The organism is Terriglobales bacterium, assembly GCA_035561515.1.
GTDB lineage: Bacteria > Acidobacteriota > Terriglobia > Terriglobales > Acidobacteriaceae > DATMXP01.
This window is the reverse complement of the sequence record DATMXP010000037.1, coordinates 50,517-70,290: the sequence shown is the minus strand read 5'-3', so window position 1 is coordinate 70,290 and position 19,774 is coordinate 50,517. Positions and strand designations below refer to the sequence as shown.

Sequence of the window (19,774 nt, the reverse complement as noted above, 5' to 3'; positions counted from 1 at the left end):
CCCTTGCCGCGAAATACCGTGTTTCGCAGCACCCTCTCTCCGACGTACAATCTCTCCTCCTCGGTTCGTGGGGGACTTTGAGGAGGACAGTTGGCCGAAGCGTCCGTACGCGCGCCCCAGCCGGACAGCAAGTCAGACCGTCTGGAGTCCTGGAAAGAAATCGCCGCTTACCTCAACCGTGACGTCACCACCGTCCAGCGTTGGGAGAAGCGCGAAGGCATGCCCGTTCACCGCCATCAGCACGATCGCATGGGCTCGGTCTTCGCCTTCCGCTCCGAACTCGACTCCTGGTGGCAAAGTCGTAAACTCCGCGTCTCGCTCCCCGAATCCGGAGATCCCATTCTGGCCGCGCCGCCCAAAGCCAAACCACTCCGGCCGATTCTCGCCGTAGCTCTGTTGGTTGTCGTAGCTGGCCTTGCTGTCTGGTTCCAGGAACGTGAGGTCTTCTGGCGCAACCCCATCGCCAACGCCCGTTTTCAGGTCCTTACCGATTTCGACGGTGTCGCCCAGGCCGCCGCCATCTCGCGCGACGGACAGTTTGTCGCCTTTCTCTCCGACCGTGACGGCCAAATGGACGTCTGGGTCACGCAGCTTGGTTCCGGCCAGTTCCACAATCTCACTCGCGGCCGCGTACCCGAACTGGTCAACCCATCGATTCGCACTTTGGGATTTTCCCCCGACAGCTCCCTCGTCACCTTCTGGTCCCGTAAGTCCGACAGTTCCAGCGACATCAGTATCTGGGCCGTTCCCACTCTCGGCGGAGAGCCCCGGCCCTATCTTGAAGGTGCCGCCGAATTTGACTGGTCCGGCGACGGCTCGCTCCTTGTCTATCACACCCCCGGTCCCGGCGACCCGACGTTCGTCTCCGAGGGCGCTCGTCACACCGCCGATAAACCGATCTTCACCGCGCCCCAGGGCTTACACTCGCACTTCCCCTTCTTCTCGCCGGACAACAAGTTCGTCTACTTCGTTCACGGTGCGCTCCCCGACAAGCTGGATATCTGGCGGATTCATTCCAATGGCGGGACTCCAGAACGCATCACTTCGCAGAATGCGGCGATCACCTTCCCGGTGCTGCTCGGGCGAAAGACCCTTGCTTATCTCGCCACCAATCCCGATGCTTCTGGACCTTGGATCTACGCACTCGACCTCAATCGCGGCAATCCCCACCGCCTGACCTTCGGTCCCGAACGGTACACTTCGCTGTCGGCCAGTGCCGATGGCCGGCGACTCGTCGCTACCATCGCCAATCCCAAACGAAGCCTCTGGCGCCTGCAGCTTGATGAATCCTCGACACCAAACGCTGCCGCTTCTCCGATATCCCTCACAACGACTTCCGGATTCTCCCCCCGTCTCGGCGCCGGATTTCTCCTGTATGTCTCAAGCAATGCCGACCGCACCAGCATCTGGAAACTTGCGAACAACAATGCTGCGGAGATCTGGAGCGGACAGGGAGAAATCATCGGAGGCCCCGCGCTGTCGCGTGATGGACAGTGGATCGCGTTTTCGATCATGCAAAAAGGGCAACCGTCATTGCAGGTCATCCAAAACGACGGCACCAACGCTCGCGTCGTAACCTCTTCACTCAATCTCCAGGGTGAGTTGGCCTGGGCCCCCGATGGACAGTCGATCGTCTCCGCCGTCAACGATCAGGGCACACCGCACATATTCCGGATTCCCATCGACGGAAGCTCGCCTCAAGTCCTGGTTCGTGAGTATTCGCTCGATCCCGTATGGTCACCCGATGGGAGCTATCTTCTATACTCCGGGCCCGATATCGGCACTACGTTCGAAGTCAAAGCCATTTCCTCGAGCGGTTCTGCAATGGCTTCTCCCACGCTGAAACTCACTCGCGGCGCTCGAAGACTCGTGTTCCTGCCGCGCGGACGAAAGCTCCTCTTCCTCCGCGGCGACATCTCGCATAAGAGCCTCTGGTTGCTCGATCTCGAAAAAGGAACTGAGCGGCAATTGACCAACTTCGATCCGAAGTTCGATATCCATGACTTCGACGTCTCGGCAGACGGCACGCAGATCGTCGTGGAGCGCCTGCAATCCCAGTCGGACGTAGTCTTAATGAACCTGCAATAAGCCCGATGAGGCCCATGGTTCGCTCAGGCGGGGTAGCCCGGGATTTCAAATCCCGCCCCCCGGGAGCGGTAAACCGGTAGTCCGGGATTTCAAATCCCGGAAAAGATCGCAAGATCACACAAGATGTTTTGAAGGGGCGCGGCTTCAGCCGCGCCGAGAGACTAACTGATCATTAGACGACAAAGGGATACCTTTCCAAGTCAGCGTTTACTGTTGATCCCTTGTAGTAGTTGACGTAATCAAATGATCTCCCGATCCTGTAGCTCGAGTTATTTGCCTGTTTCTTTGCCCATTTTTCGAACTTTAGCCACTGCGAAAGGACTTTGTTTACAGCATCAAGTTCCTTCATCTTCTTTGTCATTCCTACATTAGCGCAGACTGCCACAACAGCATACTGTCCGTATCGAAGTGCTTGTCCGAAATCTTTAGTGTGGTACCGATCGCCTTTCACAGATGGTTTTGTTTTTCTCTTGTGTTCGAGCAATTCGAGAACTTCGTATCCAAAGGCGTACTTGCCGGCGTCAGTAACATTGAGAACGCTCGACAAGACACCCTCTTTGAAAAATTTCTTTATACTTGAGCGAGCTTGATTCGCACGGTACCCGCAGGCTAGGCTCACCCGCACGAGTTTTTCGCGGTTTAAAACGAGCCGATGCGACAAGTAGGCGTAGTGAAGCCCATCTGCGAACTCTCCGCGTTTGCGTTCATAAAACAACCCGTACTTGCCGAATAATTCCTTTTGTAAACTCAGTTGAATTGGATCGTTGGAGCGTCTGTCCGACTCTTCGACTCGTGTTTGCCAATTGCTGGCTTTCGAGATATCCGCGACTAATTTGAGATGAGAATGCTCTGTTGCTTTCTTACGCGGGCCCACAAACGTGATGATTTTTACAAGGACCTCCTTACCCGTGAAAACCTTGTAATCACCTTTTGAACTGCACTGCTCATAAATTCTGCTTAGCGTGTAAGCGGTCTGACCTCCATTGACAAGCTGCGGATTCCGAAGAACGACTTGAGCAGTCCCTTGTTTGGCAGTGTCGGAGCTAATAGAGGTACCATCGGAAATAATCGTTATACCATTATTAAATAGTGCAAATTCATTACTATTTACATTTCTGATCGAGGCCTCGATGTCTTGGTTGACAGCATTGTTCTTCAACTCGAGAAAGCTTCGCGGATTGAACGTTAGAATGGAATTCTTGTACTTCTGCATAATTCTGCCGATTTCTCTAGTGGGAACAAACAGAAGCTTCACGTTCGATTTCAAATGCCCAATCCTGACGTCGTAGTCGAGGTGCGTATCTCCTTTAAGATTTGCAAGATTGATTTCAATCGTGAGATTAGGGTCGGTGAAGTACGTACCATTAATAATTGGGAACAGTAGGTCTCGATAGGCACGGTCGTGGGGAAACTGGTCTACTGCATATCCCTCTATCAACTTGTCAAGTTGAGTCTTGGTGAAATTTCCTGTGTTACCAAGGAGTACCACTCGAATTGTATAGCTTGCTGCATCCGAGAGCCTCTGAATTGCCCGCTGAAATCCCTTCACGATGCGGTCGTTGTAGGCAATTCCTTTTTCGTCGCGTTTCTCCCCCTTCAATATTCTGCTTACATCCATCTTAAGTAGATCGGTCGCGGTCATGTTAGTTGAGACGAAGTTTCCTGCAGAAGCGCGGAATTTGGACTGCAAGACGAATATCTGTTTTGTTTTCTGGTCTATGTAGTACGCATCTATGCCGCCATCTTGGGGACCATCTGTCACGAGTCGCTCGCGCTCTGAAAAGGAGATGAGACCAAAACGAGCTTTAAGAAACAAGTGGAGCAACGCCCGGGAACGTGCCTGAATTAGTGCATCGTTATTGCCGGATGTTGGATGGTAAATTGATTGACTTGCGGGGGCTTCGGCTCTCAAAACGTCAAGTACCTTACAAAGAGTGTCGTAGAGCTTTGTGTTGCCTCCTGTCGCGTTCATTCGTGACGTGTCTCCTTTGTGCAGTGTGCCCAAGTGATTGCCTCGTGCCCCAGGTTCGCGCGGCGCTTTTCCGCGCTAACCTGGGATTCCATTACTGCTCACATCAAGTGCCTTAGTCCGTTACTTCGCTTCTCCAGTGTTAGCCGGCGGCTTCTCCGCACGGGTCACGTCACGAAGCAGTTGTTTCACGATCTTGTCCGCTACGTCCGCACTCGCACCTTTGAACTTCGCGCCCTTGCTCTCCTGGGTCGAAGTCCAAATCACATCGCCCTCCTGATTCACGAGCCGAACTGACGCTTTTGCGTTGTCGATTGTTTCCGTATTCACCGAGGAATCTTCTATTGCCCCACCAGCTGCATGGAAGCCACCGCTCGACGAGCCAGACACATGAGCGCTCCCTCCGCTCGGAGTTGAATAACCACTGCCGCTGATCGACGACGAATGCGCGCCCGCTGCGGTGGACACTGCGGTCCCGCTTCCGTATGCATGTGTCTCTTGATATGTCTTCTCGCCTGCAAAACCCTTCAGAATCGCATCGGCTTTTTCCTTGTTCTCCGTCACGGTGAACCGATTCGATTCCGTCAGGCTCGTCACAATCATTGCCTGCAGTTGCTGCGCAGCATCACTCGTCCCAAAGCTCTCGACGAAGATCCGACGAACTTTCAACAACTCCTGCCGCTTGTCCAGCTGCGGTGGAGCCTCCTTCTTTGCAGCGGGCGCTTCCGTTTGTTCCGGCACAGGCGTCGGCGGCGACTGAGGAGCAGGTGCAGGCTCCTGCAGAAGCAATGCGAACAACACAATGCTACCGATCACAGTTAGTTCCCCTTCCCGGCGTGCCTGGCCTCATCGTCCTGGTACTCGATCTTGCGCCCGGTTCGTGCTTCTAGCGTCGCGAGTTCAGTACGAACGATGTCCTTACCAAGCTCCAATACGACCGCCTGCTGTTTGTCGTCTTCATCCTTCCAACTGATTGTCAGGAAGTGCTTCCGCTTCTTTGAGAACAACGCAAAAGGAGTGATCGCAACTGCGAGCCCGACTCGACGTCCAGCTTTTTGTCCGTACTCCAGGCTGTCCACTTGATCGTACGGAATCGACAGTTTTCCTCCGGGATACGTGAACACATATTCCTTCTCGTCTTTCGTCGTCGTTGTTCCCTCCGTCCGTTCGGAAATTGCGGTCGCAGTGCCGCCCACATACATCACCTTTTTGCTTCCAAGGCCAGCAAACGCCATCTCGGAACTCAGAGCGATTAACAAGCAACATGCAATGACTCTTTTCGACACAGATTCCTCTCCCTTTACTCGCGTTAACTTCAGGTATGTCTCTGATTTGCGCTGCGAATTATAACGCCAGAGGTTGGTAAACCAAATCAGAGATTGATGGATTCCTGAATCGGGAACCTCGATTTCAATTCTCAGCTCAACAAAACAAAAGGCCGCGATCTCTCGCGGCCAAACCCTCCGCAGCCCGTTTCGGGAAATTTGTTGTCAAGGGGGTCTAAAGCCCTCGTTACCCGCAAACTCTTGATTCCACTCACAAAATAAATTTCAAAACCGTGGCATGATGCCCCCACCCAAGTTGTTATTCTGAATTTGTAGATGGTCTTTTGAGTTTTTGTCATTCTGAGGGGGAGCGGGGTTGTCATTCTGAGGCGCAGCCGAAGAATCTCTGGCATCACCAGATACAACCGATTGTGCAACTCGTAAGTCCTTTAGAATCAAATCCAAACTGTAACTAGCTTTAGAATCATCAACTTATAAGTCCTTTGTTTTCATAGTCCGTCGTGCAAGTGCTTTGTTTTCTAACCTGGAGGGGGTAGGGGGTACCCTGGAGTTAAATTTGGCGAGATACAACATCTTGTGGTTTCGTTGGTATAGATGGAGTACCACAAACTCCACCGCCAAATACTAACGACTAAGAACTAAAAACTTCGGCTAATGCGTGAACGCGATATTTAAACCTGTCGTGAAGATGATGTCGTTCTTCCTCGCCCCAGCCGGCGGATTCGACACATAGATATCGCTGAATGAATTCTGCCAGCCAAGCCACTTGCTCAGCTTGGTCACCGTCGATAAGTCGAACGTTGTGTGGTGCTCGCCGAAGTTGCTCATGTCCGGATAGAAAAAGAGCTTCTGCACCAGCGTGGTTCCGGCTCCGATCTTGTGCATGAACTCGTCGCCGATCGTCATAGCGCCGATGCTCCGCGACAAGGTCCAGTACGTCTCGTGCGTATAGTTCGCGCCGCCCAGCAAGTCCAGCGTCGTGCGCTCGCCTTTGATGGCATGGAAGCCGAGACCTCCGCCGAACAGTGATCGCAGGTCCAATTCCTGCAACTCATTCGTTTGGAAGTCGGTGTTCACAAAGCCGAATAGTCTCTTGGTGATGTTGCGGTCATAACGCGCTCCAGCCGTGATGTTGTTCGCCGTCGTGGTCGCAGTTACACCAGGAGCGTTGTTCGTCGCGTACACGGAATTCGCATACAGGTTCCATTTGTCGGTGAGCGTCGGACGCGCAGCCGTGAATGCCACGCCCAGGTTTGTCGTCTTGCTGTTCCCGCCTGTCAGCGCGAATCCCACATTGATGCCGCCATTCCACCCTCGATACAAAGGAGGATTCAGCGACTTCTCATACGCCAGTTGTTCGGTGGGTGTTCGCAGGGCCTTCACCTCCGCTTGCGGCACCGTCCTGACGTCTCCAGGTCCTGCGGTAATCGTCACGACGCCGTCCCTCGCGGCCACGATTCCGGAGTACGGATGTTCGGCTCCAGATGTCACCGTCAGCGTGTGGTCCGACGCGAGTTCCTTGACGCCAGACCATTGGATCTCAATGGTCCCGGCCAACTCGGTCTTTAACGTCAGGGTCTTGCCGTCTGACTTCAGGATATCGCCCGTGAATCGGTCACCGTTCGTGAGCGTGACTTGGTCGGCAGAGAAAGCGCTGATTGCAAACAGGAGGCAGGAAAACAGTGCGGAGTAACGTGAAGACATACTGTACTCCTTCTCGGATGTGCAGAAATGATCTCGCCACGAGGGGGCAAAAGCCAGCACATTCGCGCCAGGCAATTTGGCGGAGGCCCAATTTGGGTTTCGCCCATTTCAAGGCACTCGGCTGTAGCTCCGTAACAGTTCGCCTCCTCGCCGAAGCCCAAGTACGTTACACTCTCCGACCAGCGGAGGGGTGGAATGGCAAGTCCATTGAAGGCAATCTTCTGGGGCGGCTTTTGGTGCGGGATCCTCGATATCAGTTCAGCGATGGTCGCCTGGGGTATCCGCGGCGTGAAGCCCATCCGAATCCTGCAATCCGTCGCCAGCGGCGCACTTGGACGTGCCGCCTTCGACGGTGGATGGAGCACCGCGCTGCTTGGGCTGGGATTCCATTTCACCATCGCCTTCACGGCAGCGACGGTCTACTACCTTGCGAGCAGGAAGCTGACTTTCCTCGTACAACGCGCGGTATTGTTCGGAATGCTTTACGGAGAGTTCGTCTTCCTGTTTATGCACTACGTGGTGGTTCCATTATCGCGGGCGCAACAGGGGCGGTTCACCTGGGCATCACTGATCTCAGGCCCGGTCGGACATCTGTTCTTTGTGGGCTTGCCGATCGCCCTCGCGATAAGAAAGTGGGCGCCCATCACGAACGCAACGGTCGCCCAGAGATCTGTTCGCTAGCTGGCGCCGACGCCCATCGCTTGCGGTGAACCCGGCTCGATGTTGTACCGCTTGAGTTTGCGGTAGAGCGTAGCGCGGCTGATGCCAAGCGTCTTCCCCGCCAGCACCTTGTCTCCCTTGCACTGCTCGAAGACTCGGCGAATGGTTTCCCGCTCAAGGTCTTCGAGGTTGCCGGTGTTGCTCGTAGCAACCTGCGCAATACCAATACCCGCCGGCGCCGCGGAAGCAATTGCGGGCGGCAGGTCAGGAATATCGATGAGCTTGTGATTGCCCAAGGCAATCGCTCGCTCGATGCAGTTTTCAAGCTCGCGGACGTTGCCGGGCCAATCATATTGCAGCAGGCAGTTCATTACACCGGCCGTGAGCTGAATTTTTTCGTCCGGAGCATAACGAGTAAGGAAAGATTGCACAAGTGCGGGAATATCGGACTTACGCTCTCGAAGGGCCGGGATCTGGATGGTGACGACATTGAGTCTGAAGTAGAGGTCTTTCCTGAACGTGCCAGCTTTGTACGCAGCTTCCAGGTCCCGGTTGGTCGCTGCGACGATCCGCACGTCGATCTTGATTTTGTCGTTCGAACCGACTGGGCGGATTTCTTTTTCCTGTAATACGCGCAGGAGCTTGGCCTGCATTTCAAGCGGTAGCTCGCCAATTTCGTCGAGGAAAATCGTCCCACCGTTCGCGGATGCGAAAAGTCCCTGCTTCGTTTTCAGTGCTCCCGTGAAGGCACCCTTCTCGTATCCGAACAGTTCACTCTCGATCAACGTCGGAACGAGGGATCCGCAATCGACGGCGACAAAGGGGCGCTTCGCCAACGATCCGCGGAAGTGAATGGCGCGCGCAACCAACTCTTTGCCGGTTCCGCTCTCACCCATGATCAGCACAGGCGTGCGGGTGTCCTTCAGGCGCGAGATCATTCGCAGGATGTCCTGAATCTTCGCCGAGGAACCGTCAATAACGTTCAGTTCCATCTCGTTTGAGACGACCTGTTTCAGGTATTCGTTCTCGGCAACGAGGCGAACTTTCTCCTTCATGCGTTGAAGCAGGAGCTTGAGTTGTCCGGCACCGAACGGCTTCGTGATGTAGTCGTAGGCACCAAGGCGCATGGCTTCGACAGCCGACTCGATCGAACCATGACCGGTGATCATGGCGAATTCGGTGCGGGGCAACATCTGTTTGGCCTGCTTTAGGAACTCGTCACCGGACATCGCCGGGAGCATGCGGTCCACAAGAACGACGTCGGGAGAATCGGTTTCAAGATACGCCAGTGCAGCTTCGGCGCTTTCGGCCTCGGCAACGTCAAAACCGAGCGAAGCCCCAATTGTCATGCAGAGACGACGGATACTTTGCTCGTCGTCGACGATAAGAAAACGTACTCTAAAATCGTCCGTCATCGCGGACTCCCCATTACCTTTTTTACGACTTCCAAGAGTTGTTGAATACGGAACGGCTTCTCCACGCAGGGTGCGCCGGTCTTTGCCAGCGTTTGCGCCGTTTCCTCGTTGACGATGTCCCCAGTAATAAAGATGAGCTTCGACACCAGGTTGGGCCGGTTGCTTGCAAGCCAAGCATGGACATCCGCTCCGTCCACGCCGCCCGGTGTACGCATGTCACTAACCACCCCGAGAAAGTCTCCGTCCTCGAGTAGTGGGAGTGCCTCGACGCCGGAAGCTGCGGTGACAATGCTGTAGCCAGCACGCTCCAATGCCGCTTTCACAAACGACATGACAGCCGCTTCGTCCTCGATCAGCAGGACAGGCAGTTTTTGCGGCGCCGTTGCAGGGTTCATGCGTTTGCTCCCGCCGCATACGCAGCGATGGCTTCATCCGCGGCGAGCGGCAACCGGACCACAAACATGGCACCTGGCTCGTCCGGGTTATTGCGGCACGTGATCTCGCCTTGATGCTCACGGATGATGCCGTAGCAGATGCTCAGCCCGAGGCCCGTTCCCTTCCCGACTTCCTTGGTAGTGAAGAATGGATCGAAGATACGCTCGGGGTAGAGAATACCGGGGCCGTTATCGCGGAAGACCACTTCCGCCATCCCGTCGTGCTCGCTGGTCTCTATGACGATCTGGCCGGGATGATCAGCCTCGCGGACAGCGTCGTAGGCATTGTTGAGAATATTCAGGAACACCTGCTGTAATTGGTGAGAATCGCCGACGACCTCGCGCACTTTCGGGCTGAAACGCTCCACGATTTTCACACCGTGATTGGCGAAGTCGTAGGCACGCAGGGCGAGAGTCTGGCGAAGGATGCCGTTGATTTGCACCGGCTTGCGCTGCGGCGGCATTTGGCGCGCAAAGCTAAGCAGGTTTTGCACAATCTGCTTAGTGCGCTGTGCTTCTTCCAGGATGACCCGCAGATCGGACTTGGCAAATTCCGGCACGTCCGGATGATCGATGAGCAGATCGGCGAATCCAAGGATCGCCGTGAGCGGGTTGTTTACCTCGTGTGCAACGCCCGAGACGAGTTGGCCGACGGCGGCCATCTTTTCCGTGTGGACTAACTTCGCCTGGAGCATGGCAGCGTCCGTGATATCGGTCATCACGACCACGATCGACGCGACCTGCCCGGATTCGTCGCGCATCGGACTGAGGTTCACGGCGAACTGACCGACGCGGCCACGGCCGAGAACAATGGGCAGTTCGAGATTGTCGACCTGAAGGCCGCGGATGGTGGTTTCGAGCGCTTCCTGGAGCAGTTCCCGTCGGCCCGGCGCAACCAACTCGGACAAACGGCGGCCTAGAAGTTCGGACTGTGTATAGCCACCTGCTTCGTAACACCGCTTGTTCGCATAGCTGACCAGCCCGGCGGTGTCGGCCACCAGGATCATGCTTTGCGTATTGTTCAGGATCTTGTTGTTGAAGTCGCGCTGTCGCTGGAGTTCAGCCTGATAGTTCTTCTGCTCGGTGATATCGAGGATCAGACCGCGGTACTGAATAATTTTGCCCTGAGAGTCGCGCACCGCAAAGGCGTTCTGGAGCGTATGGATGATGGATCCATCACGCTTGAGCAAGGCCTCCTCGTAATTCCGCAGCATACCTTCGCCTTCAATGGCGCTCTGGAAGGTCTCCCGCTGGCCGGGAGACATATAGAGCGCTCTCGGTATATCGACCTGCAGCAACTGCTCGCGGCTTTCATAACCGAGCATGCGGACAAGGGCGTCGTTGACTTCGATGAACCGGCCGTCCGGGGTCGAAAAGAAAAGTCCTTCCTGGATCGTGTCGAACAGTTCGCGATAGCGGCGCTCGGCTTCGCGGCGATCCGTAATGTCCTTCAGCACGTGGATGGTCTGGAAGGCCTCGTTCAGGGCGCCGTGGATGCGCGAGGTGGATACCAGGTACGTCCGCTCAAGCACGGGATGGATGTATTCGTCGGCACCGTCGAGTCCAACGCGGCAGAACGGGCATGGCTGGCCGCTGTTGTCACTGGCCATGGCGACCAGCGCGCGCATGCTGACCCCGATTAGCTCCGACGGACGAACGCCGATGAAGTCTGCCAGCGTGCGGTTTACACGGAGTACACGATTGCTTTCGTCGTGAACGACGATGAAGTCGGTGATGGAATCGAAAATTTCGACCCAATGCCGGTTCGCCTGGTCCATGCGGGTGAACAGGCGGGCGTTCTCCAGGGCAACGGACGCGTGGGCAGCGAGCGCATGAAGAAGGTTGCGATCGCCTTCGCCCAGGGGTTGGCTCGGGTCGACAAGGCAGAGAAGCCCGATGAGTTCGCCATCGCCACTACGGAGGCGGGCCACGGTAAGGTTCTGCCAGTTAAGCGCTGTTGCGATGGACTGCCCAATAAGTGAAGCGGCCGTTCCGGTAGCGATAGCCTCAGTATGATTGGCCGCAAGTTCCGTCATGGCCGAGTTCAGCCGTCGAAGCAGGCCTTTATCAGGAACGTTCTGGGGGTCGTGAACCAGCACCGTCTCGAGGACAGACCGCTGAGCCAGCGCCAGGACTGCGGCCCGGGAATTCAACATGTCGGCAGCACGTTGGGTAAAGCTTCTGACAAATTGTGGCAACCGAAGTGACGAATTTAGCTCTAGGGCCAGATTCATCAGGCTTTCGGCGCGCTCGCGGTTCACTTTGGCCAGATGCAGGTTCTGTGTCGCTTCGAGAACGACAGCGACCTCGGCCCCTAGCGCTTTGGCCCGGCGGATGTCTTCTTGTGAGACTTGGCCGGCATCGCGGTCGTAGACGGCCAGAATCCCCAGAGGAGAACGGTCGGAAGCCAGGAGCGGCACAGACAGGAAGCGTTCGATTTGCAGGCTGAACTGAGAGTCGGCAGATATGAGTTGATTGAAGTTATCGCCGAAGACCGGTTCAGAACTCGAGACCAACCGCTTCGCCCCGGGATCAGGTAACTGCGCGTGCAATGCCTTAGCAGCGTTATTTTCGGCAACCCAACGGATGTCAAACCTGCCCTGATCGGCGATGGCTATAAACGCTCGACGGAAGCCTAAAAACTGAGCTGCGCGGACGACGAACTTCTGAAGAAACTCGTCGAGATCGCCGAGGGTTCCCAGTTCAGAAGTGATATCGAGCAACTGCTGAAGCTCTTCAGCACGGTTCTGCTGCGCGTCTGCGGTGTTGTTCGTCTCTACGCTCATGAGTGGTTGCGCAGCATTGCGGGACCAACTGCGGGAAAGTGCAAGGTACTCTGCAATCTCAATTTGAGTCAAGGCTAATTGAACCTCAAGTTGCCCTTGAGGTAACCGCGAGCCGACTAAGGTGTCTGTCTCAGCGTGAGATGAAATGAGCCACAAGAACAGGGTTTGAGACGAAAACACCTGGCCTGAGACGTCCTCCCGTTCACCATAACTGTTTGTACCTCAGTAACTTACAAAAACTATCGATGAGTCATCGGCATGGCAAAGGGGTTGCACATAACTCAAATGCGTAAGCCCGCAGTGTGACCGGGAGGGTCAGCGTGTTAACCCGTAAATTTAAACATTGGTTCTCAATAACTCTCATTCTTGGACTACTTGGATTATCGCTGGGAGTCTCAGCAGCCACTGCCATCGACGATGGCGGACGAAAGGTGAAGACAAAGGTCTCGCCCGTCTACCCCGATCTAGCGAAGCGGATGAACCTGAGCGGTGTTGTGAAGGTGGAAGTGGTAATTGCAGCAAACGGGTCGGTGAAGGACACAAAGGTGATTGGCGGACACCCCTTACTGGTGGAGTCGGCCGTCAGCGCAGTTAAGAAGTGGCGCTACGAACCAGCCTCAAACGACACCACGCAGGTGGTGGAGTTTCAGTTCAGCAACGGTAACGACAGGTAAACAAACGAATTCTGTTCCCGGGACAACCGGTGGAGCAGTGCAATGAGCATACGAAGAAAGCTGTACTTAAATTTTGGACTCGTTCTCCTGGTAGTGGTGTTCCTGTGCCTGATCAACATCGCCGCGGTTCAGCGTGAACACTCGGCTCGCAATGCGACGCAGCACGCATTCGATTTCTCGCAGGAAGTGGAGGGGATCCGGTTCCAGATGATGCAGAACCGGCAGCAACTGAGCAATTACCTGCTCAGTGGTTCGAACAACGAAGTGAATTCCCTGACGGATGGGCTTGCGAAGCTGCGGGAAGCAATCTCGAAAGCAGGCCAGCAGGCACAAACCGACCAGCAAAAAAACTCTCTTTCGAAACTGAGCGATTCCGAGCGGGATTGGGAGAACAATTTTGCGCGTCCGTTGATCGAGAAGCGCAAGCAAGTTGATTCGGGCAACGCCACGGTTGGCGAACTGCAAATTCAGTATCTCCAGCTTGACCCGGTAGTTTGGACATCAAAGTCGACCACGCATGTCGATGAACTAGAACGCTTCATCGATCAAGACTTGAGCGACCAGCGTAAGGAAGACGCGACAGCGAGCACCGTGACCATGCTGGTGGCCATCCTCGGCGCAGCGTTGGCGCTGGGGGTCGGCAGCTTCATCGCTTACCGCACAACCAACGCCATTCTCAATCCTCTGGACCGTCTGATCGGCGTAGCACGTGAGATCGGCGAGACCGGCGACCTTGAGCACCAGATCGACATTCGACAGAACGACGAAATCGGAGTACTGGCCAAGACCTTCAGCACGATGGTCGGTTATTTGCGCGAGATGTCACAGGTATCCGAGGCCATCGCGCGCGGCGATTTAACCGTGCAGGTTCGCCCCCGTTCGCAGCGAGACACCCTGGCAATCGCGTTTACCCGCATGATCGAAGGGCTTCGTTCGCTGGTGAGTGCGGTCCGCGACAGCGCGTCGCAGGTATCGAGTGGTTCGAACCAGGTCGCGAGCGCATCCGAAGAATCCGCCAAGCTCAGCGTACAGGCCTCCTCGTCCATCGACGAAGTCACCAGCACGATGCACGAGATGAGCGTGAACGTGCAGAACATGGTGAAAAGCACGCAGATGCAGTCTTCCAGCGTCAGCGAGACATCATCGTCCATCGACGAAATGGTGGCGTCGATCCAGCGCGTGGCCGACACGGCCAAGGTGCTGCTCGACATATCGCAGAGATCACGCGAAGAAGTGCAAGCCGGCATTTCCACGATGCAGAAGACGACCGACGGTCTGGGACGCATCAACACCTCGATTCAGTCTTCGTCAGAGATCATCGACGTCCTGGGAACGAGGGCAGACGACATTGGCAAGATCATCGAAGTCATCGACGACCTGGCCGAGCAAACTAACCTGCTGGCACTGAACGCCGCCATCGAAGCGGCCCGCGCCGGAGAACACGGGCTCGGATTCGCGGTGGTTGCGGAAGAAGTTCGCAAATTGGCGGAGAAGTCGGCCGCCAGCACCAAGGAAATTTCAGAGCTTATCCAAAGCATTCAGAAAGAAGCTCGTCGCGCGGTCGAGAACATGCAGAAGAGCACCACGATCGTGGACGAAGGACTGACTCTCGGCACCGACTTGAACGGCGCGTTGAAAAAGATCTCGAACGTCGTAACCGAGGTTTACAAGTTCGCGCAGGAAATCGGCGCAGCGACAAACGAGCAGTCGCATGGATCTTCACAGATTGCCAAAGCAACAACCCGATTGAACGAACTGACCCACGAGATCAACTCGGCGGTGGAAGAGCAGGCGTCGGGAGCGCAGGCGGTCGTGATGGCGATGGAACGCATGCGCGAACTGATTCAGCGTTTCACGTCCGGCTCGACCGAACTGGCAGCTTCTGCCGAACAGATGTCGAAAATGTCTCGCGTGCTGATCGACAGCATGGACCGATTCTCGATCGATGCAAACAGCAGCCGAGTGCCGGCCGCGCCGCCTGCTTACGGCCGAGGGGATAACGGCAATGGCTACGGCAAGTCGAACGGCTACAGCTACGGTAATGGAAGTGGCAACGGGAACGGAAACGGCAACGGTTCGTTCGAGAACGCCTACGGCGTGGCAAGGGTATAGCCGGAGTTAAACATGAGCAGCGACCTGCACATAGTCGGCTTTCGGGTAGGAGCGGAAACCTTTGGGGTTCCCATCACGTGCGTGCATGAGATCGTGCGCGTGCCGGAGATCACGTCGGTGCCCGATTCGCCGGAGTTCGTCGAAGGGGTGATCAACCTTCGCGGCAAGATCGTTTCGGTGGTTGACCTGCGCAAGCGCTTTGGAGAACAACACACATCGACGGACAAAAAGAACCGGGTCATCGTGGTGGATTCCGAAGGCAAGCTGGTCGGGCTAATTGTTGATTCGGCGTCGGAGGTAATGCGCATTCCGCACTCCGAGATCGAACCGCCTCCGAGAGTCATGAAAGACGAGAGCGAAACGTACGTGACTGGCGTGGGCAAGTTGAAGAACCGGCTGATCATCCTGGTCGATCTGCAACGGGTGCTGAAGCGCGGCGAGTTACAGAAAGCAAGCACGATTGCGGAAAACATGGCAGTGCAGTAAGACAAGCGAGCAGGAATGGCAACGTCCATACCCATCACCGAGCCTGAGCTGAAGTTGTTGCAGACACTCGTCTACCACGAATGTGGGATGTACTTTGACGAGCGGCGCGCACACTTCCTGCAGGACCGTTTGCAGCGCCGCCTGAAAGCCTGCCGGCTCGACTCCTTCTATAGCTACTACCGCCTGCTCACCAGCCGTGAAGGCAAGGCGGAACTGACTTCCCTGCTTGAAATCCTGACCGTCAACGAAACCAGCTTCTTCCGCAACAAGCCGCAGTTGGAGCTTTTCCAGAAGACAACGCTGGAAGAGATGCTCCGCCGCAAGCAGGAACGTCGCGACTGGACATTGCGAGTGTGGAGTGCAGGCTGTTCTACGGGGCAAGAGCCGTATACGCTCGCGATGCAGATCGCGGACGCACTGGCTTACTACTATCTTCGCAACCCTCTGCCGTTTGACATGCCGGTTCCGAAGCCGCTGATCCCGCCTCCGTGGCGGGTGGAAGTGCTGGCTTCGGACATCAGCTATTCGGCTTTGCGGACGGCGCAAGAAGGGCTTTATTCCGAAAACCAGATGGAGCCGGTGGACTATATGTACCGGCTGCGCTACTTCGACAAACTTGGTGACCATTACCAGGTGAAACGAGCGGTACGCGACCTGGTCCACTTCGATTTCCATAACCTGAAAACAGAATTCCTCCCGCAGCGGAATGACTTCATTTTCTGCCGGAACGTGATGATCTATTTCGACGAGGCGGAGCAGAAACGCTTAATCGAGAAGTTCTATCGCTGCTTGAATCAGGACGGATATCTATTCGTCGGACATGCAGAAAGCCTATTTGGACTCACCGACCGGTTCCGGATGATTCACCAGAATAACGGTACCGCGTACCAGAAGATCGAGGTGGAGTTGTGAACTTCTTCTCAGAAGAACGGGCAGCGGAATTACGCGAACTGTTTTTCGAGAGCGCACAGGAATTACTGCAAGCGCTGAACGACCAGGGCCTGGACCTGGAAAAAGCTCCAGGAGACGCGGAAATCGTGCGTGGAATTCGCAGGACCGTTCACACATTGAAGGGCGATTCCGCGGCGTGTGGGTTCCGTGAGCTGAGTGAGCTTGCGCACGAGCTGGAAGACGTACTGACGCCGGAACTGGCTGCGTCCGCGGGTACAGGACTCGCGGAAGTGGTCTTGAGCGCTGCCGATATGTTCGACGCGCTGCTGGCTGCGTACCGCGGAAACATGCAGCCTCCCAAAGCTGACCCGCTGCGGACGATGATTTCCAAGCTGCTCAAGGCGCCCGGGGGAAGCACGGCGGCTAAGAAGTTTGTGCCGGAGTTCTCCTGGACCGAATACGACCGGCTCGCAATGAAGAACGCCGTCGAAGCAGGCGAGGTGGTCTACTGTGTCGCCGTGTCGATGGACCGCAACTCTCCGATGAGGGCGGCGGCGGTGCAGGTGATTCTGAACGCGTTCCCTTTGCTCGGAAGAGTACTCGCACGGCACCCTGAACACATTCCGGTAGACGGCACGCTTGACGTGATTGAAGTAGCGCTCGCGACGTCCGTTTCCAAGGCCGAGATCGAGAAGAAGTGCGCGATCCCAACCGTGGTGGATGGCATCGTCGTGAACCAGTGGACGCCTCCCGTTCAGGAGTCCGCCACTCACGTAGATGCTGATGCGGATGTGCTCGGCATCGCGGCCACACACACGCCAGTCGCTTCCCCTGCAGTTCCGGATTTAGAAGAGGCTGTTGTCGAAGCGGCACAACGTCCTGCCAAAGCCAAGGAAGCTCAGCCGGTCGAGAACACGCTGCGCGTGGATGCCGACCGAATCGATGCGGTGATGAACCTGGTGGGCGAACTCATTATCGGCAAGTCGATGCTTTACCAGTCGATCCATGAGTTCGGAAAGCGGTTCCCCAAGGATCCACTGAAGGTCCGTTTTGTGGACGCGATGTCGAAACAGGCGCAGGTGCTGAACGCGCTGCAGCGGTCAGTGATGAAGATTCGCATGGTGCCGGTTGAGCAATTGTTCCGTCGGTTTCCACGAGTGCTGCGTGACACCGCAAAGCAGTGCGGGAAGGATGCCGAGCTGGTGATGGTCGGGCAGGAGACCGATCTGGACAAAGGCATTCTCGACCAGCTTGCCGAGCCTTTGACGCACCTGGTGCGGAATGCAGTTGACCATGGCATTGAATCGCCGGAAGAGCGAGTAGCTGCCGGCAAACCTCCGCAAGGATTCCTGAAGCTCAGTGCATATCACCAGGCGAATCACGTGGTGATCGAGGTGGCGGACGACGGCCGGGGAATCTCCGCTGACAAGATTGCGGAGAAAGCAGTCCAACGTGGCATTGCTACGGCCGACCAGATCGCCACGATGTCGGACCATCAGAAACTGGAGCTTATCTTTGAATCGGGCTTCAGCACGAGTGATGAAATCACGGAATTATCCGGACGTGGCGTAGGCATGGACGTGGTCCGCAGCGTGGTAGCACGGCTGAAAGGATCGATCCAGATCATCAGCACGCCGGGACGAGGCACCACCTTCCGGCTGACGTTGCCACTAACCCTGGCCATCATCAAGGCATTGTTGTTCTCCTCGGGCGACCAACTCTATGCGGTACCGCTGAACTCCGTGGTGGAGATCACACGCGCAAGTCACGACCAGATCCATCGCGTGGATAACTGCGAGGTACTGCGCATTCGTGACGAGGTAATCACTCTCGCTCGATTGAGCCGGTTGATGCCGGAGGCCCGGGAGAATTCGATCAGCAAGTTTTTCGTAGTAGTGGTCGCGATGGGAGACCGAAAATTCGGACTCATCGTAGACAAGCTAGTCGGCGAGGACGAGTTAGTCATCAAGGCCATGGACGACCAATTGGTCGCAACGGAGCTGGTAAGCGGCGCAAGCATCCTCGGAGACGGGACGGTGGTGTTAATCCTGAACGTTCCCGTGCTGGTGGACCGTGTTGCTTACGCACGCATTCCCGTTGCACCCGTTCCGGTCGCCCGAGCCGCATCCATGGGTGCTGCCGTATGAAGAAACCCATCCGAGTCCTGGTGGTGGATGATTCCGCGCTGATGCGGAAGCTGATCCCGCAGATGATCGAGCGCGAAGGCTCGATTCAAGTTGTGGGAACCGCCATGGACGGATCATTCGCGCTGGAAAAGATCCCGGATCTGAAGCCGGATGTCGTAACGCTCGATCTTGACATGCCGCGGATGGACGGGATGGAAACGCTACGCAAGATCATGCGCAAACATCCGCTGCCGACGATTGTCGTCAGCGCGCACTCAAAGGAAGGCGCCTCGGCAACGTTCAAGGCGCTCTCGTTTGGGGCATTCGACTTTGTGGCCAAGCCGCAGGATCCGACGACGCACATGGACCAGATCGCCAGCGAACTGGTCGCGAAGATCAAGGCAGCGGTGAAAAGCCAATTGGTGCGACTGCCAGAGCCGCAGATCAAGAAGAAGATGAAGCCGCCGTCCGAGCCTGCCAATTCGCCGACCAAAGTGGTTGCGATTGGCGTCTCGACCGGTGGTCCGCAGGCATTGCAGTACGTGCTGTCGCAGTTACCGGCGGAGTTTCCTGGCACGATTTTGATCGTGCAGCACATGCCGGAAGGATTTACCGAGATGTTCGCCAAGCGCTTGGACGAAACCTGTGCGATCCAAGTCCGGGAAGCGAAGTCAGGCGATCTTCTGCTGGCGGGACGCGCCCTCGTTTGTCCGGGCAACAAGCATATGAAGGTTCGCCATATGCCCCTGGGTCATGTGGTGGTGCTCAGCGATGGGGATAAAGTCAACGGACATCGCCCTTCGGCTGACGTGCTGCTGCAGAGCGTAGCCTCGGAATTCCAGGAGCGTGCCGTCGGCGTGCTGATGACGGGCATGGGTGAAGACGGCGCTGAAGGACTGGGTGCGATTCGTCATGCCGGTGGCATAACCATCGCCCAGGCAGAAGAAAGTTGCGTGGTGTTTGGCATGCCGCGAGTCGCAATAGAACGCGGACATGCGATGAGAGTCATACCGCTAGAGGCGATGGCCAACACGCTACAAACACATTGTGCAGTAATGAAACAGGCTACCCGGCCGCAAACAGCGGTCGTAGCAACAGGAGATTAGCTGGCGCGGTTTGTGATCGCGCTGGAGGGAACCATGG

15 protein-coding genes are annotated in these 19,774 nt (G+C 56.1%); 8 read left to right on the top strand and 7 right to left on the bottom strand.

All coding sequences use genetic code 11. From position 1 onward, the window contains the following. Window positions 1–90: 90 nt before the first annotated feature. Window positions 91–2,088: a hypothetical protein gene (locus VN577_16410; GenBank protein HWR16407.1), complete on the top strand. Its 1,998-nt coding sequence runs from the start codon at window positions 91–93 to the stop codon at window positions 2,086–2,088. Window positions 2,089–2,260: 172 nt separating this feature from the next. Here VN577_16410 and VN577_16405 read toward each other — a convergent pair whose 3' ends face one another. The 4 genes from VN577_16405 to VN577_16390 all read right to left on the bottom strand — a co-directional run bounded on the left by VN577_16405 (window position 2,261) and on the right by VN577_16390 (window position 7,047). Beyond that, window positions 2,261–4,060: an AIPR family protein gene (locus VN577_16405; GenBank protein HWR16406.1), complete on the bottom strand. Its 1,800-nt coding sequence runs from the start codon at window positions 4,058–4,060 to the stop codon at window positions 2,261–2,263. A gap of 120 nt (window positions 4,061–4,180) precedes the next feature. Continuing rightward, on the bottom strand, window positions 4,181–4,873 hold the full coding sequence (locus VN577_16400; protein ID HWR16405.1) for a hypothetical protein: 693 nt from the start codon (window positions 4,871–4,873) through the stop codon (window positions 4,181–4,183). Window positions 4,874–4,875: 2 nt separating this feature from the next. Next, window positions 4,876–5,343: a hypothetical protein gene (locus tag VN577_16395; GenBank protein HWR16404.1), complete on the bottom strand. Its 468-nt coding sequence runs from the start codon at window positions 5,341–5,343 to the stop codon at window positions 4,876–4,878. Window positions 5,344–5,994: 651 nt separating this feature from the next. Next, a complete protein-coding gene (locus tag VN577_16390; GenBank protein HWR16403.1) occupies window positions 5,995–7,047 on the bottom strand; it encodes a DUF481 domain-containing protein in 1,053 nt (350 codons plus the stop codon). A gap of 195 nt (window positions 7,048–7,242) precedes the next feature. Here VN577_16390 and VN577_16385 point away from each other — a divergent pair, with 195 nt between their 5' ends. Beyond that, entirely contained in the window at window positions 7,243–7,728 is a 486-nt protein-coding gene (locus tag VN577_16385; protein HWR16402.1) for a hypothetical protein, read from the top strand. On the opposite strand, the gene VN577_16380 is transcribed toward VN577_16385, so the two are convergent. The 3 genes from VN577_16380 to VN577_16370 are packed head-to-tail and all read right to left on the bottom strand — an operon-like array spanning window position 7,725 to window position 12,342. Beyond that, the gene (locus VN577_16380) at window positions 7,725–9,122 is read right to left on the bottom strand and encodes a sigma-54 dependent transcriptional regulator (protein ID HWR16401.1); all 1,398 of its coding nucleotides are present in this window, start codon (window positions 9,120–9,122) and stop codon (window positions 7,725–7,727) included. The two genes, VN577_16385 and VN577_16380, sit on opposite strands and share 4 nt — an antisense overlap. After that, complete coding sequence (locus tag VN577_16375) at window positions 9,119–9,517, bottom strand: response regulator (protein HWR16400.1); 399 nt, start codon at window positions 9,515–9,517, stop codon at window positions 9,119–9,121. Before VN577_16375 ends, VN577_16380 begins: the two co-directional genes overlap by 4 nt. Then, entirely contained in the window at window positions 9,514–12,342 is a 2,829-nt protein-coding gene (locus VN577_16370) for a PAS domain S-box protein (protein ID HWR16399.1), read from the bottom strand. The genes VN577_16375 and VN577_16370 overlap by 4 nt, the downstream gene beginning before the upstream one ends. 320 nt (window positions 12,343–12,662) lie before the next feature. Here VN577_16370 and VN577_16365 point away from each other — a divergent pair, with 320 nt between their 5' ends. Genes VN577_16365 through VN577_16340 form a run of 6 tightly spaced genes read left to right on the top strand, consistent with a single transcriptional unit; the run spans window position 12,663 to window position 19,737 of the window. Beyond that, window positions 12,663–13,016, top strand: a complete 354-nt coding sequence (locus VN577_16365; protein HWR16398.1) for an energy transducer TonB — start codon at window positions 12,663–12,665, stop codon at window positions 13,014–13,016. Between the two features lie 42 nt (window positions 13,017–13,058). Beyond that, the gene (locus VN577_16360) at window positions 13,059–15,128 is read left to right on the top strand and encodes a methyl-accepting chemotaxis protein (GenBank protein ID HWR16397.1); all 2,070 of its coding nucleotides are present in this window, start codon (window positions 13,059–13,061) and stop codon (window positions 15,126–15,128) included. A 12-nt stretch (window positions 15,129–15,140) separates the two neighbouring features. Next, window positions 15,141–15,614, top strand: a complete 474-nt coding sequence (locus tag VN577_16355; GenBank protein ID HWR16396.1) for a chemotaxis protein CheW — start codon at window positions 15,141–15,143, stop codon at window positions 15,612–15,614. 15 nt (window positions 15,615–15,629) lie between these two features. Continuing rightward, complete coding sequence (locus VN577_16350; protein HWR16395.1) at window positions 15,630–16,526, top strand: CheR family methyltransferase; 897 nt, start codon at window positions 15,630–15,632, stop codon at window positions 16,524–16,526. Beyond that, on the top strand, window positions 16,523–18,652 hold the full coding sequence (locus VN577_16345) for a chemotaxis protein CheA (GenBank protein HWR16394.1): 2,130 nt from the start codon (window positions 16,523–16,525) through the stop codon (window positions 18,650–18,652). Before VN577_16350 ends, VN577_16345 begins: the two co-directional genes overlap by 4 nt. Continuing rightward, window positions 18,649–19,737 carry a chemotaxis response regulator protein-glutamate methylesterase gene (locus tag VN577_16340; protein HWR16393.1) on the top strand — a complete coding sequence of 363 codons (1,089 nt, stop codon included), beginning with the start codon at window positions 18,649–18,651 and terminating at the stop codon, window positions 19,735–19,737. Before VN577_16345 ends, VN577_16340 begins: the two co-directional genes overlap by 4 nt. Window positions 19,738–19,774: the final 37 nt, after the last annotated feature.

Bases quoted from the DNA above. Each gene is read 5' to 3' on its own strand.
- VN577_16405 (HWR16406.1), bottom strand. From the start codon at position 4,060: ATGAACGCGACAGGAGGCAACACAAAGCTCTACGACACTCTTTGTAAG.
- VN577_16390 (HWR16403.1), bottom strand. From the start codon at position 7,047: ATGTCTTCACGTTACTCCGCACTGTTTTCCTGCCTCCTGTTTGCAATC.
- VN577_16385 (HWR16402.1), top strand. From the start codon at position 7,243: ATGGCAAGTCCATTGAAGGCAATCTTCTGGGGCGGCTTTTGGTGCGGG.
- VN577_16380 (HWR16401.1), bottom strand. From the start codon at position 9,122: ATGACGGACGATTTTAGAGTACGTTTTCTTATCGTCGACGACGAGCAA.
- VN577_16375 (HWR16400.1), bottom strand. From the start codon at position 9,517: ATGAACCCTGCAACGGCGCCGCAAAAACTGCCTGTCCTGCTGATCGAG.
- VN577_16370 (HWR16399.1), bottom strand. From the start codon at position 12,342: ATGAGCGTAGAGACGAACAACACCGCAGACGCGCAGCAGAACCGTGCT.
- VN577_16360 (HWR16397.1), top strand. From the start codon at position 13,059: ATGAGCATACGAAGAAAGCTGTACTTAAATTTTGGACTCGTTCTCCTG.
- VN577_16355 (HWR16396.1), top strand. From the start codon at position 15,141: ATGAGCAGCGACCTGCACATAGTCGGCTTTCGGGTAGGAGCGGAAACC.
- VN577_16350 (HWR16395.1), top strand. From the start codon at position 15,630: ATGGCAACGTCCATACCCATCACCGAGCCTGAGCTGAAGTTGTTGCAG.
- VN577_16340 (HWR16393.1), top strand. From the start codon at position 18,649: ATGAAGAAACCCATCCGAGTCCTGGTGGTGGATGATTCCGCGCTGATG.